The organism is Gryllotalpicola sp. CP2-P1, from assembly GCF_057512245.1.
On sequence record NZ_JBLRDT010000066.1, the window covers coordinates 1 to 13,526 of the forward strand.

Below are 13,526 nucleotides of genomic sequence, written 5' to 3' on the forward strand. Positions count from 1 at the left end.
CCACGGTGTCGAGGTCGAAGCGCAGGACGACCTGCCGCAGCATGAACTCGAACATGGGGCGCTTGTCGGCGATCATCTGCACGACCGCCTGATCGCCCTTGGCGAGGCGCAGATCACAGGGGTCGAGCCCCTCGGGGCCCACGGCGACGTAGGTCTGGGCCGCGATGCGCTGCTCCTGCAGCACCGTGAACGAGCGCTCTGCGGCCTTCTGCCCGGCCGCGTCGGGGTCGAAAGTGAAGACGACTTGGCCGTCGCCGCCCTCGTCGCCGAGCACCCGGCGCAGCAGTCGCACATGCTCGGGGCCGAAGGCGGTGCCGCAGGTCGCGACCGCTGTCGCGATTCCCGCGAGGTGGCACGCCATCACATCGGTGTACCCCTCGACGACGACGACCTGCTTGCCCTTGCTGACGTCGCGCTTGGCGATGTCGAGGCCGTAGAGCACCTGGGCCTTGTGGAAGACCGCGGTCTCAGGGGTGTTCAGGTACTTCGGGCCGTTGTCGTCGTCGAACAGGCGGCGGGCGCCGAAGCCGAGCGTCGTGCCCGTCACGTCGCGAATGGGCCAGATCACGCGGCCCCGGAAGCGGTCGTACGCTCCCCCGCGGTCGTTCTGCGAGACGAGACCCGCTGCTGCGAGCTCGTCGATCGCGAAGCCGCGGCCCTTGAGGTGGTTCGTCAGCTCGTCCCAGCTCTTGGGTGCGTAGCCGACGCCGAAGCGTGCCGCCGCGGCGGCGTCGAAACCGCGCTCGCCCAAGAAGCGCCGCCCGGGGTCGGCGTCCGGCGCAGTGAGCCGCGCGGCGAAGAACTCCTCTGCGGCCTTGTTCGCGGCGAGGATGCGGGCGCGGGTGCCCCTGTCCTCGCTGGCGTTGCCGCCGTCTTCGTACGTCAGCTGGTAGCCGACCCGTGCCGCGAGCCGCTCGACGGCCTCGGCGAACGGCAGGTGGTCGATCGTCTGCACGAACTTGTAGACGTCGCCCGACTCGCCGCAGCCGAAGCAGTGGTAATAGCCGAGCTGCGGGCGCACGTGGAAGCTCGGCGTGCGCTCGTCGTGGAAGGGGCACAGCCCCTTCATCGAGCCGATTCCCGCAGGCTTGAGCGACACGTACTCGCCGATCACGTCGGCGATGTTCACGCGCGCCTTGACCTCGTCGATGTCGCTGTGACGGATGAGGCCGGGCATGCTTCCGATCCTAGATTCTTGTGCGCGCGGCTACTGCTGCACGAGGCGCTCGAACCAGGCGATCGCGCTCTGGTCGGTGAGACTCGCGACCTGGTCGACGACGACCCGCTTCCGGGCGGCGTCGTCGTCCGCGTGGTGCCAGTCCTCGGCGAAGCCGCGGTCGAGCAGCTCGGGGCCGCCGGCGAGCAGAGCATCGGCGAGGCCCGTGAGCAGCTCGCGCTGCCGGCGGTACACCGGCTGGCGGTCGTTGTTGCTCATGATGAACGCTGCGGTCAACCCCTTCATGACCCCGATCTCGGCGGCCTCCTCGGCGGGCACGACCATCTGCGCCCCGTACCGGGTGAGACTCGGTCGCGGGTACGCCATGCGGGTCGCGACGGTCGCGGTGCGTGCGAAGCGGCCGATGAGCTGACTGGTCAGGTTCTTGAGCTGCGCCTGCGCGAGCCGCGAGCCGTCCCACGCGTGGATCCACTGCTCCATCGCGCGCAGCCGTTCGTAGGCCGCCTCGAGCTCGTCGAGGGTGAACTCGTCGCCGACCCAGTCCTTCACCTTGCGCATCAGGGCGTCGTGATCGGATGCCGATGCCAGCACGTCCACGTCGATGAAGCCGTTCACCACCGCGTCCTCGAAGTCGTGCACCGAGTAGGCGATGTCGTCGGAGAGGTCCATCACCTGCGCCTCGATGCAGCGCACGCGCTCGGGCGCGCCCTCGCGCAGCCACTCGAACACGGCGGTGTCGTCGGCGTAGAAACCGAACTTGGCGCGGCCGGACGGGTCGAGCACCGCCTGCTGCGCCGGCCAGGGGTACTTGGTGCTCGCGTCGAGGCTCGCGCGAGTGAGGTTGAGGCCGTAGGGGCGCCCGTCGGGCCCGAACACCTTCGGCTCGAGTCGGGTGACGACGCGCAGGGTCTGCGCGTTGCCCTCGAAGCCTCCGATGTCTGCGGCCCAGTCGGAAAGCGCCCTCTCGCCGTTGTGCCCGAAGGGCGGGTGGCCCAGGTCGTGCGCAAGGCAGGCGGTGTCGACGACGTCGGGGTTGAGGCCGAGATTGGTCGCCAGCTCGCGGCCGATCTGCGCCACCTCGAGCGAGTGGGTGAGCCGGTTGCGGGCGAAGTCGAGGCCGACGGTCGGGCTGAGCACCTGCGTCTTGGCTGCCAGGCGCCGCAGGGCGCTCGAGTGGAACAGACGAGCGCGGTCGCGGGCGAAATCGCTGCGGCGGTTCGAGTGCTCCTCGGGAAGCCAGCGTTCGGTGTCGAACGGGCCGTAGGACGACGGCCCGGGCGAGCGCGGTTCAGCCGCCACTGTTGTGGATCTCGTTGAGAGACATGTCGGCACGCGTCGCGGTGTCGAGCTCTCGAGACTCGAGCCAGCGGTCGGGCAGCGCGGGCGTGCGCGGGCTTCCCTGTCGCCCGCGAGCCCCCTCTGCGCCCTCGCCGGGGTACGGCGCGTCCCAGTCGAGCGTCGCGAGCAGCTCGTCGATCTCGGCGAGGCTCGACGAGGTGGCGAGCTTGGCGCGCAGCTCGCCGCCCACCGGGTAGCCCTTGAAATACCAGGCGACGTGCTTGCGGATGTCGCGGCAGCCGCGCCCCTCGTCTTCGAAGAACTCGACGAGCAGCTCGGCATGGCGGCGGAAGGCGCGCGCGACCTCGCCCAGCGACGGGTGGATGCCCGCGCCCTCGTGCCACTCGCCGCGCATGGCCGCCGCGAGATCTCCGAACAGCCACGGCCGGCCGAGGCATCCGCGCCCCACGACGACGCCATCGGCGCCGGTCTCGCGCATCATGCGCAGCGCGTCGTCCGCCGACCAGATGTCGCCGTTGCCGAGCACCGGGATGTCGAGAGCGTCTTTGAGGTTCGCGATCGCAGACCAGTCCGCGGTGCCCGAGTACATGTCAGCTGCGGTGCGCCCGTGCAGCGCGACGTAGGCGACGCCCGCGTCCTGAGCGATGCGGCCCGCGTCGAGGTACGTGAGGTGCTCGTCGTCGATGCCCTTGCGCATCTTCACCGTGAGCGGCAGGTCTTCGGCCGCATCCTTCGCGCTCTCGACGATCTCGCGGAACAGGCCGAGCTTCCACGGCAGTGCGCTGCCGCCGCCCTTGCGGGTGACCTTCGGCACGGGGCATCCGAAATTCAGATCGATGTGGTCGGCCAGGCCCTCTGCCACGATCACGCGCACGGCGTCGCCGACCGTCACCGGGTCGGTCGTGTAGAGCTGCACGGAACGGAAGGTCTCTGACGGGTGGTGCCCGATGAGCCGCATCGTCTCGGCGTTGTGCTCGACGAGCGCGCGGCTCGTGATCATCTCGCTGACGTAGAGCCCGACACCGTATTCGCGGCACAGCCGACGGAACGCGGTGTTGGTGATGCCCGCCATGGGCGCCAGCACGACGGGAACGTCGATCTGGTGCGAGCCCAGCGCGAGCGGCGCGGCACGTAAGGTGGCGGTAGACATCTCTTCAAGTTTCTCAGATGGATGCTGAAAGGGCGTGCGAGCTGTGGATGACCGCTTTTCGGGGCTGATCGGCACGGCGCGTGTCGAAGCGGATGCCGCGGCCCGCGGCCTCTCGGTCGAGGTGGTGTCGCGGCCGGCCGCGAACTCGCTGGCCGAGGCGGCGCAGGTGCTCGGCATCGAGCCCGGCGGCATCGTCAAAACCCTCGTCGTGAAGCGCCACGACGGCGACTTCCTGTTCGCGCTCGTGCCGGGCGGCCGCAAGATCTCGTGGCCGAAGCTGCGCGCGCTCGTGGGCGTGAACAAGCTGCAGCTGCCGGATGCCTCGCTGGCGCTCGAGGCGACGGGGTACGAGCGCGGCACGATCACTCCCCTCGGCTCGGCGCGCGAGTGGCCCGTTTACGTCGACCGGACGATCGTGGGGCACCGGGTCGCGCTCGGCGCCGGCGCCCACGGCTACTCGGCCTTCGTCGCCGCCGACGAGCTCATCGCCTCGTTCGGTGCGACGGTCGCCGACATCACCGAGCCGGAGTAGACGCCGCCGGCGCCGGCCGCACGTGCTCGCTCGCGATCGGCTGGCGCTGCGCCCGGCGACACCAGGTGCGGGAATCCGCCGCCAGAGCGCCTTCAACTGTCGCCGAGCGGCGGCGTCCGCCCGGCGATCCAACATCTACTGTCGCCGCTGCTCGAAGGCTGGCGGGCGGGAGCTAACCCTCCGTGACGGCTTGCTCCGAATCGACCGCGTCGTCGAGCTGTGCGCCCGGAACCTCACACACGCCATCGACGCAGGCCGCGGCATCCGCGTCGCCCAGCTGCACGAGCTTCACGCGCTGACCTCCTCGTCGGCCGTGTCGCGCACCGACCAGACCTGCTCGAGCACGCGGGCGAAGCTCTGCGCCTCCTGCGCGCCCGAGACGCCGTACTTGCCGTCGATGACGAAGAACGGCACACCCTGAATGCCGTACTCGACAGCCGTCTGCTGGTCCCTGCGCACGGCGTCGAGGAACTCGTGCGACTCGAGGGCCGCGGTCAGAGCGACGGGGTCGAGGCCGATCTCGGCGCCGAGCGCGGCGAGCTCGTCGACCTTGCCCACGTGGCGCGCCTCGAGGAAGTAGGCCGACAGCAGCCGCTCGGTCATCTCGAGCTGCTTGCCGTGCGCCTTCGCGAAGTGGATCGCCTCGTGCGCGAGCACCGTGTTGGTGTGCTTCAGGTTGTCGTAGTCATAGGCCAGGCCCACGGATGCCGCGATCTCGGTCACCCGGTCGATCATCTGGTGCGCCTGGGCCTCGGGAATGCCCTTGTGGCTGGCGAGGAAGGCCGCCTCGTTGCCCTCGAAATCGACCGGCGTGTCGGGGCTCAGCTCGAAGGAGTGGTACTCGATCTCGACCCCGCGGCCCTCGCCGGCGCCGGCGAACAGGCCGCTACCTGCTTCGAACTTGCGCTTCCCGATGTAGCACCACGGGCACGCGATGTCTGACCAGATGTCGACCTTGATGGGCTGGTTCGCAGAGCTCATGAATGCCGCAACCGGCATGCGCGCCGCGCTATTCCGGCTACTCCGTCGGGCGCCCTGCGCCCACCTCGATCACGTGCGAGGGGTTGTTGTGCGGCGACGCGTAGAGGTTGATCTGAGCGTGCGTTCCGTCGGGCGCCGCCCAGCTGGCGGTGTAGCCGCCGGTGCGCCGCCAGCCTCGACTCTCATACAGCCGCATCGCGTCGGTGTTGTGGCTCACGACCTCGAGGAACAGGTCCTGGGCGAGCAGCCTCGCGTAGGTCTCGACCGTGGTCAGCAAGGCGCTTGCGACACCGCGGCCGCGGGCGCTCGGCCGAACGAACAGCCGGTGCACGCTGAGCGAGTCGGGGTCCTCCTCTGTCGTGGCGACCGCGACGTGGCCCACGACGACGCTCTCGTGCTCGGCCACCCAGGCCATTCCGTCATCGCCTTCGAGCAGCCACTCCTCGGAAACGTGGTTCGGCAGCACGGGGTACTTGTCGACCTCGTGCGTGGCCTTCAGAGCTGCGAGGAGGGCCGGCATGTCGGCATCCGTTCGCAACCTGATCTCCACGTGATCAGCCTATTCAGTCGATGTGTCCTGCACATTACGCAGCTCGGCGACGATCTCGGCGGCCGAGCGGTCGAACGGGTACTCGGCGAGCATCACCCGCTCGAACGCCTCGTTGACGGCGCGCTGTGCGCGGGCGATCAGCTCTTCGGGGTAGTCCTGGGCGACCTGGTTCCATTCGAACTCGTCCTCGCCGGTGAGACGCACTCCGCCGTCTTCGACCTCGACGCCGAGGTCGAGGGCGATGAACTCGATGAGCTGCCCCGAAATGCGCACGGGCTTGACCGCCTGTGCGAACACCTCGAGGCCGCCTGCGTCGCCCGCGTAGAACCGCACGCACCAGTCGGCGTTCCATGGCACGAACAGCGCGGAATCAGGGTCGATGGAGAACCACGCACCCCGCGTGTCGGCGCTGCGCGCCTCGCACGTCAGCGTCTCAAGGGGCGTCGCGTCGTATTCCTCGAAGCGGACGATCACGAGCCGCCTCCTGCTGGTGTCGCCTCGGGCGCATCGACCGCACCGCCGAAGCGGCGGCTGCGGCCGGCGAAGATCTCGATGGCCTCCCAGAGATCGGTGCGCGAGAAGTCGGGCCACAGCGTGTCGAGGAACACCATCTCGGCGTACGCCGACTGCCACAGCAGGAAGTTCGACGTGCGCTGCTCGCCGCTCGAGCGCACGAACAGGTCGACGTCGGGAAGGTCGGGCAGATAGAGCCGCCTCTGGATCAGCTTCTCGGTCACCGCGCTCGGGCGCAGCCGCCTGGCCGCGACGTCCTCGGCGATCCCGCGCAGCGCGTCCGCGATCTCGGTGCGGCCGCCGTAGTTCACGCACATCGTGAGCGTCAGCTTGTCGTTGTCCTTGGTGAGCTCTTCCGCGTACTGCAGCTCTTTGATCACGGAGGCCCACAGGCGCGGCTTCCGGCCCGCCCAGCGCACCCGCACGCCCCACTCGTTGAGCTGGTCGCGGCGCCGGTGCAGCACCTCGCGGTTGAAGCCCATGAGGAACCGCACCTCGTCGGGCGAGCGTACCCAGTTCTCGGTCGAGAACGCGTAGACGCTGAGGTGCTTGACGCCGATCTGCAGCGCGCCGGCGACGACGTCGAGAAGTGCCGCCTCGCCTGCGCGGTGCCCTTCGATGCGCGGAAGTCCCTGACGATTCGCCCAGCGGCCGTTGCCGTCCATGACGATCGCGACGTGGTCGGGCACGGCCCCGGCCGGAAGCTCCGGCGGGTACACGCCGGTCCAGTCGACGGGGCGGTAGGCGACGGCATCCTTGTGGGTGAAGGGCTTGGGAGTCACGACGTAGGAGGTACCTCTCGAGAGACGTGGCTCAGCGAGCGCAGCCCGCGCTCGAGATGCCACTGCAGGTAGGCGGCGACGATACCGCTCGCCCGTGAGCGTGTGCTGTCATCGGATGCCTCGGCCAGCGCCCATTCGCCGGTGAGCAGCGCCCCCAGAAGCGCAAGCGTCGCGGCGTCGATGTGAGCGGTGCCCGGAGGGGCGCAGTCCTCGCAGACGACGCCGCCGAGCTGCGGAACGAAGCGGTCGTGCGGCCCCGGCTTCCCACAGCGCGAGCAAGTGCCGAACGAGGGCGCCCACCCGGCGATCGAGAGACTGCGCAACAGGTACGAGTCGAGCGTGAGCCCCGGGGCGTGCTCGCGGCGGCTGAGCGAGCGCAGGGCGCCGACGAGCAGCAGATACTGCTGCAGCGAGCCTTCGGCCTCGGTGAGTCGGTCGGCCGTCTCGACCATCGCGTTCGCGGCGGTGTAGCTCGCGTAATCCCCCGCGATCTCGGCGCCGTATGCCCCCAGCGTCTCAGCCTGCTGGATGACGTCGAGGCTGCGCCCCTCGTAGAGCTGAAGGTCGGCCACCATGAACGGCTCGAGGCGCGAGCCGAACTTGGACCCCGTGCGTCGCACGCCCTTCGCGACCGCGCGGATCTTGCCGTGCCGTCGTGACAGCAGCGTGACGATGCGGTCGGCCTCACCCAGCTTGTGGGTGCGCAGCACGACGGCCTCATCACGGTAAACAGGCACGATCAAGTATCTCAGCCGTGGCGCCGCAGGCGGGGTAAGCCGACGTGCGAGGATCGTCCCCGTGGGTGGCGCGACGTTCTCGATTCCGGTGTGGGCCGAGTTCGCGGCGACCGCGATCGGCAGCGTTCAGGGCGCCGCGTTCGCGAGCGGGTTCCGTGACCGCCGCATCGACCTGTTCGGCGTCGCGTTCATCGGTGTCGCGACGGGGCTCGGCGGCGGCATCCTGCGCGACGTGTCGCTCGCGAGCCCGCTCGTTGCGCTCTCGACCAACTGGAACATCCTCGTGGCGATCGCGGCGGCGCTCATCGGCATGCTGCTCGCCCGCTTGTTCTCGAGCATCGACCCCGTCATCACCGTGCTCGACGCGCTGACGCTCGGCCTGTTCGGCGCTATCGGCACCACGAAGGCGCTCGCGTTCGGGCTTCCCGAGGTGCCCGCGGCCTTCGTCGGCCTGATCTCGGCCGTCGGCGGCGGCATGCTGCGCGACATCCTGCTCGGCATGCCGATCGCGGTCATGCACGTCGGCTCGCTCTATGCGGTCGCAGCAGGCGCCGGAACGGTGACCCTCGTGCTGCTGCGCGACCTGGGCGGCTCGGTGTTCTGGTGCGCCGTGATCAGCGCGGCCGTCACGACCGCCGTGCGCCTGCTCGCGGTGATGTTCGGCTGGAGCCTTCCCGAGCAGCGCACGATCGAGCTGTCGCGCGCCCGGGTCGGCTTCGGCTTGCTGCGGCGGCGCCAGGTCACGCCGCGGGAGTACCCGGCGACGACCGGGGTCATTCCCGTGTACAAGGCCGTGCCACGCGGCGAGGGAAAGGGAGAGGGCGCATGAGCGACCCGCACGTCGAAGCGAACCGGGCGAACTGGGACGAGCGCGTCGAGGGCCATCTCGTCGCGTACGACACCGACGGCTTCGCGGCGGATGCCGCGCGCATCTCGACCGTCGTGCGCGACGACCTGCGGCTGATGGCCCCGCACCTGCCGAACGGCTCGGTCGACGGGCTCTCGCTCGCGCACCTGCAGTGTCACATCGGCACCGACACTCTGAGCTTCGCGCGCCTCGGCGCGCATGTGGTCGGCGTCGACTTCTCGGGCGAGGCGATTTCAGCTGCACGGATGCTTGCCCGGCGCGCCGGGCTCGAGGGTCGCTTCGTGCAGTCGACGGTGGATGACGCGGCCGCCGCGGTGGCGGAGCAGCTCGGCGCAGCCGAGACCTTCGACGTGGTCTACACGAGCATCGGCGCCCTGACCTGGCTTCCTGACCTCGCGGCCTGGGCGCGAAGCATCCGCGCCCTGCTCAAACCTGGCGGACTCTTCTATGTGCGCGACACGCACCCGATGTTCTCGACGATCGACGACGAGCGGCCCGACGAGGAGCTCGTCGTCCGCTACCCCTACTTCGGCGGTGCCGAGCCGCTGCGTTTCGACAGCGAGTTCAGCTACGCGGGCACCGCGTCGCTCAGCAACACGACGAACTACGAGTGGCCGCACCCGATCTCCGAGATCGTCGGGGTGCTGCTCGGCGTCGGCCTCACGATCGAGGCGTTCGGCGAGCAGGACACGCTTCCCTGGAGGGCCCTGCCCTGGATGGTGGAGACAGAGACGGGCAGCCCGTTCGACGGCAACTGGATGCTGCCGACGGGCCGCGACCGCGTGCCGCTGACGTTCTCGCTCGCCGCCCGCGGCTGACACCCGTAGACAACACCTTGACGGCCTGACCATCAGAGTTCTGCCCAGAGCAGAACGACGGCGGCACCGCCGAATCGCCGGCCTAGCATGAGGCATGCCTGAACCGACGCCTCAGACGACCCCGAAGCCCCGTCTCGCCCGTCAGCCGCTGTGGCGGCACATGCTCGGCGCGCACCTGCGCACGCTGCGACACGAGCGCGACGAGACGCTGACCGAGACGGCCCGCCGCGCGGGCGTGTCGACGCAGTACCTCTCCGAGATCGAGCGCGGCGCCAAGGAGCCGTCGAGCGAGGTCATCGCCGCAGTCGCGGAGGCGCTCGACGTGACGCTGCTCGATCTGACGGTCGCGGTGGCAGAGGGTCTGCGCGACGCGCAGACCGCTCCCGCTCGCGCGCCCCGCGGCCCGGCGCTCTTCGCGCTGGCCGCGTAGCCTGCGGCATCCTCACCGTCGCTCGATCACGTTGTCGATGAGGCCGTATGCCTGCGCAGCGGGCGCCGTGAAGATGCGGTCCCGGTCGGTGTCGGCCCGCAGAGTGGCGACCGACTGACCGGTGTGGCGAGACAGCACCTGCTCGAGGTCGGCCCGGATGCGCACGACCTCGTCGGCCTGCAGGATCAGGTCGGGAATCGCCCCGCGTCCCTGCGCCGCCGGCTGGTGCAGGATGACGCGCGTGTGCGGCAGAGCGGCCCGCTTCCCCGGTGCGCCGGCGGCGAGCAGCACCGCGCCGACCGACACCGCCTCGCCGACACACGTCGTGGCGATCTGCGGGCGGATGTACTGCATGGTGTCGTAGACGGCGAGCATCGCGCTCGGATCGCCGCCCTCGCAGTTGATGTAGAGCTGGATGTCGCTGTCGGGACTGTCCGACTCGAGGTGCAGCAGCTGGGCGATCAGAGCGTTCGCGACACCCGCGTCGATCGGCGTGCCGAGGTACACGATGCGCTCGGTGAGCAGGTGCGAGTAGACGTCCATGATGCGCTCACCACGTGCGTCGCGTGCGATCACGTTCGGGATCGTGTAGCTGGTCATCGCAGCGCCCCTTCCTCGGCCGCGAAGCCGAGCCGCGAGCGGCCCGCGGGCACGATCTCGCCGAAGCTGTCGACGATGGCGTCGATGAACCCGTAGTCGAGCGCCTGCTGTGCGGTGTACCAGCGATCGTGCAGCGAGTCCTCGAAGAGCCGCTCGAAGGGCTGCCCGGTGTCGTCGGCGATGAGACCGAGCACGGTGTCGCGCATCTGCCGAAGGTCGTCGGCCTGCATCTCGAGCTCGACGGCAGAGCCGGCGATGCCGGCCGAGCCCTGATGCATCAGGATGCGCGCGTGCGGCAGAGCTCGCCGCTTGCCCGGGGTGCCGGCCGACAGCAGGAACTGACCCGCGCTGGCCGCCATGCCGATGGCGAGTGTGGACACCTCGCACGGCACGAGCCGCATCACGTCCCTGATCGCGAGCATCGACGGCACCGAGCCGCCTGGCGAGTGGATCCAGAGTGCGATGTCGGACGCCGGGTCCTCCGCGGCGAGGCTCAGCATCGAGGTGGCGAGCAGCGTGCCGTTGTCGTCGTCGAGCGCGCCGTCGAGCACGAGCACCCGCTGCTCGTAGAGCTCGCGGCGCACGCGCTCGGTGAAGAGCGGGATCTTGGGTGCGTCATCTGTCATGACTCCACCCTCGCGAGAAGCAGATCGGCCCTGGGCGGTTTCTGCCCAGGGCCGATCTGCTCGTGGCAGAGCGCTACGCGCCGACGAGCTCGGTCTCGGCCGACGGCGCGGCCTGCTGCGCTCGGATGGCGCGGTTCACGGCCGACACGATCGCCTTGAGGCTCGCGATCGATGTGTTGGCGTCGATGCCGACACCCCACAGCCGCGTTCCGTTCACGTCGAGGTCGACGTAGGAGGCCGCCTGCGCGTCGCCGCTCGCGCTCATCGTGTGCTCGACGTAGTCGTAGAGCGAGACGTGGATGCCCCGCTGCGCGAGCACGTTGATGAAGGCGTCGATCGGGCCGTTGCCCTCGCCGCTCGCGATCTCGGTTTCGTCGCCGTCGCGCAGGCGGGCGGTGAAGAAGCACTCCCCCGTCGCCTCGCTGTCGATCTTCGTGCCGAGCAGCTCGAAGCGACCCCACTTGGCGTCGGCATCGGCCGCGGGCAGGTACTCGTCCTGGAAGACGGCCCAGAGCTCGTCGCTCGAGACCTCGCCGCCTTCGGCATCCGTCTTCGCCTGCACCACGCCCGAGAACTCGATCTGCAGCATGCGCGGCAGGTCGAGAGCGTGGTCGGTCTTGAGCAGATATGCGACGCCGCCCTTGCCCGACTGCGAGTTCACGCGGATGACCGCCTCGTAGCTGCGGCCGAGGTCACGCGGGTCGACCGGCAGATAGGGCACGGCCCACTCGATCTCGTCCACCGAGACGCCGCGGGCTGCGGCATCCGATGCCATGCGCTCGAAGCCCTTCTTGATCGCATCCTGGTGCGACCCCGAGAACGCAGTGAAGACCAGGTCGCCGCCCCAGGGCACGCGCTCGCCAACCGGCAGCTGGTTGCAGAACTCGACCGTGCGCTTGATGTCGTCGATGTCGCTGAAGTCGATCTGCGGGTCGATGCCCTGCGTGAACAGGTTGACGCCCAGCGTGACGAGGTCGACGTTGCCGGTGCGCTCGCCGTTGCCGAAGAGGCAGCCCTCGATGCGGTCGGCGCCGGCCAGGTAGCCGAGCTCGGCGGCGGCGACCGCGGTGCCCCGGTCGTTGTGGGGGTGCAGCGAGAGGATGACGTTCTCACGGTGGTTCAAGTGGCGCGACATCCACTCGATCGAGTCGGCGTAGACGTTGGGCGTCGCCATCTCGACCGTGGCGGGCAGGTTGATGATGACCTTGCGCTCGGGGGTCGGCTCGAAGACCTCGAGCACCTCATTGCAGATCCGCGCGGCGACCTCGAGCTCGGTGCCCGTGTACGACTCGGGCGAGTACTCGTAGAACACCTGCGTCTCTGGGATCGTCTTCTCGTACTCGCGGCACAGCCGGGCGCCGGTCAGCGCGATGTCGATCACGCCCTGCACGTCGGTGCGGAACACGACGTCGCGCTGCAGGATGCTGGTCGAGTTGTAGAGGTGGACGATGGCCTGCTTCGCGCCCGCGATCGCCTCGTAGGTGCGCTTGATGAGGTGCTCACGGCTCTGTGTCAGAACCTGGATCGTGACGTCGTCGGGAATGGCGCCCTCGTCGATCAGGCTGCGCACGAAATCGAAGTCGGTCTGCGACGCGCTCGGGAAGCCGACCTCGATCTCTTTGTAGCCGAGCTTCACGAGCAGGTCGAACATGATGCGCTTGCGCTCGGGGCTCATCGGGTCGATGAGCGCCTGGTTGCCATCGCGAAGGTCGACGGCGCACCAGCGCGGCGCTTCGGTGATGTGCTTGGTGGGCCAGGTGCGGTCGGGCAGGTCGACCTTGATCTGCTCGTGGAACGGGCGATAGCGGTGGATCGGCATCGCGCTCGGCTGCTGGGTGTTCTTCATCGCTTACAACTCTCTCGCTGTCGTTCTCAGGATGACTTCCTGAGCCGGAAAGAAGCCGACAGAAAACTCCGCGACGAGTCTGGCCTCTAGATCGAGGACTCGGCGCGGCAGCTAAGGAGGAGCTGGCCGAACATTGCGGAAAGGCTAACACGGCCCCTCACCCGACGGCGAGCACGGCGTCGGTGGTCAGCGGAGCGCCTCGCGAATGAGCAGGTCGAGCAACCGCGGGTAGGGAATGCCGATGGCGGCGAACATCTGGGGAACCTGCGACGCCGGCGAGAACCCGGGCGTCGTGTTGACCTCGTTGAGCACCCAGCCGCGCTCGTCGAGGAAGAAGTCGAGCCGCGCGACGCCCCGGCAGCCCAGGCCGCGATAGAGCGCGACTGCGCCCTGCTCGAGCCGGCGCTGCTGCTGCGCGGTGACCGCTGCCGGAATCTCGAAGGCGACCTCGCTCTCGTGCGCCGCGCCGTACTTGGCCTCGTAGTCGAAGAACCCGCGCGCCCGGATCTCGAGCGGCGGGCCGATCACGACGCCCTCGCGGGTCTCGAGCACGGCGATATCGATCTCACGACCGGTGATCAGCTCTTCGACGAGCACGCGGTCGCCCCAACGGAACG

General features: G+C 69.3%; 16 protein-coding genes. 4 read left to right on the forward strand and 12 right to left on the reverse strand.

From position 1 onward, the window contains the following. The 3 genes from dnaG to dusB all read right to left on the reverse strand — a co-directional run. Positions 1 to 1,177: DNA primase (dnaG, locus tag ACM2XV_RS07145; RefSeq protein WP_487026433.1), on the reverse strand; the 1,177-nt coding region annotated here is incomplete at its 3' end. Positions 1,178 to 1,207: 30 nt separating this feature from the next. Further along, positions 1,208 to 2,476 (reverse strand): deoxyguanosinetriphosphate triphosphohydrolase, encoded by a 1,269-nt coding sequence (locus ACM2XV_RS07150; protein WP_487026434.1) that lies wholly within the window; start codon positions 2,474 to 2,476, stop codon positions 1,208 to 1,210. Continuing rightward, positions 2,466 to 3,626 carry a tRNA dihydrouridine synthase DusB gene (gene dusB, locus ACM2XV_RS07155; RefSeq protein WP_487026435.1) on the reverse strand — a complete coding sequence of 387 codons (1,161 nt, stop codon included), beginning with the start codon at positions 3,624 to 3,626 and terminating at the stop codon, positions 2,466 to 2,468. The genes ACM2XV_RS07150 and dusB overlap by 11 nt, the downstream gene beginning before the upstream one ends. A gap of 43 nt (positions 3,627 to 3,669) precedes the next feature. Here dusB and ACM2XV_RS07160 point away from each other — a divergent pair, with 43 nt between their 5' ends. Continuing rightward, on the forward strand, positions 3,670 to 4,158 hold the full coding sequence (locus ACM2XV_RS07160; protein WP_487026436.1) for an aminoacyl-tRNA deacylase: 489 nt from the start codon (positions 3,670 to 3,672) through the stop codon (positions 4,156 to 4,158). Between the two features lie 288 nt (positions 4,159 to 4,446). On the opposite strand, the gene ACM2XV_RS07165 is transcribed toward ACM2XV_RS07160, so the two are convergent. Genes ACM2XV_RS07165 through recO form a run of 5 tightly spaced genes read right to left on the reverse strand, consistent with a single transcriptional unit; the run spans position 4,447 to position 7,721 of the window. After that, complete coding sequence (locus ACM2XV_RS07165) at positions 4,447 to 5,157, reverse strand: DsbA family oxidoreductase (RefSeq protein ID WP_487026437.1); 711 nt, start codon at positions 5,155 to 5,157, stop codon at positions 4,447 to 4,449. 19 nt (positions 5,158 to 5,176) lie between these two features. Then, positions 5,177 to 5,689, reverse strand: a complete 513-nt coding sequence (locus ACM2XV_RS07170) for a GNAT family N-acetyltransferase (protein WP_344777567.1) — start codon at positions 5,687 to 5,689, stop codon at positions 5,177 to 5,179. A 9-nt stretch (positions 5,690 to 5,698) separates the two neighbouring features. Further along, positions 5,699 to 6,163 carry a DUF402 domain-containing protein gene (locus ACM2XV_RS07175; protein ID WP_487026438.1) on the reverse strand — a complete coding sequence of 155 codons (465 nt, stop codon included), beginning with the start codon at positions 6,161 to 6,163 and terminating at the stop codon, positions 5,699 to 5,701. Then, entirely contained in the window at positions 6,160 to 6,984 is an 825-nt protein-coding gene (locus ACM2XV_RS07180; RefSeq protein ID WP_487026439.1) for an isoprenyl transferase, read from the reverse strand. The genes ACM2XV_RS07175 and ACM2XV_RS07180 overlap by 4 nt, the downstream gene beginning before the upstream one ends. Further along, positions 6,981 to 7,721: a DNA repair protein RecO gene (recO, locus tag ACM2XV_RS07185; protein ID WP_487026440.1), complete on the reverse strand. Its 741-nt coding sequence runs from the start codon at positions 7,719 to 7,721 to the stop codon at positions 6,981 to 6,983. Before recO ends, ACM2XV_RS07180 begins: the two co-directional genes overlap by 4 nt. A 61-nt stretch (positions 7,722 to 7,782) precedes the next feature. On the opposite strand from recO, the gene ACM2XV_RS07190 reads away from it, so the two are divergent. From ACM2XV_RS07190 to ACM2XV_RS07200, 3 genes are all read left to right on the forward strand, one after another. Next, positions 7,783 to 8,550 (forward strand): trimeric intracellular cation channel family protein, encoded by a 768-nt coding sequence (locus tag ACM2XV_RS07190; RefSeq protein WP_487026441.1) that lies wholly within the window; start codon positions 7,783 to 7,785, stop codon positions 8,548 to 8,550. Next, a complete protein-coding gene (locus tag ACM2XV_RS07195; protein ID WP_487026442.1) occupies positions 8,547 to 9,407 on the forward strand; it encodes a class I SAM-dependent methyltransferase in 861 nt (286 codons plus the stop codon). Before ACM2XV_RS07190 ends, ACM2XV_RS07195 begins: the two co-directional genes overlap by 4 nt. A gap of 94 nt (positions 9,408 to 9,501) precedes the next feature. Continuing rightward, positions 9,502 to 9,837, forward strand: coding sequence for a helix-turn-helix domain-containing protein (locus tag ACM2XV_RS07200; protein ID WP_487026443.1), 336 nt, complete (start codon positions 9,502 to 9,504; stop codon positions 9,835 to 9,837). 12 nt (positions 9,838 to 9,849) lie between these two features. On the opposite strand, the gene ACM2XV_RS07205 is transcribed toward ACM2XV_RS07200, so the two are convergent. The 4 genes from ACM2XV_RS07205 to ACM2XV_RS07220 all read right to left on the reverse strand — a co-directional run. Beyond that, positions 9,850 to 10,437 (reverse strand): ClpP family protease, encoded by a 588-nt coding sequence (locus ACM2XV_RS07205; protein WP_487026444.1) that lies wholly within the window; start codon positions 10,435 to 10,437, stop codon positions 9,850 to 9,852. Further along, positions 10,434 to 11,063: a ClpP family protease gene (locus ACM2XV_RS07210; protein WP_487026445.1), complete on the reverse strand. Its 630-nt coding sequence runs from the start codon at positions 11,061 to 11,063 to the stop codon at positions 10,434 to 10,436. Before ACM2XV_RS07210 ends, ACM2XV_RS07205 begins: the two co-directional genes overlap by 4 nt. 73 nt (positions 11,064 to 11,136) lie before the next feature. After that, a complete protein-coding gene (gene leuA, locus ACM2XV_RS07215) occupies positions 11,137 to 12,909 on the reverse strand; it encodes a 2-isopropylmalate synthase (RefSeq protein WP_487026446.1) in 1,773 nt (590 codons plus the stop codon). 186 nt (positions 12,910 to 13,095) lie between these two features. Next, positions 13,096 to 13,526: D-alanine--D-alanine ligase family protein (locus ACM2XV_RS07220; RefSeq protein WP_487026447.1), on the reverse strand; the 431-nt coding region annotated here is incomplete at its 5' end.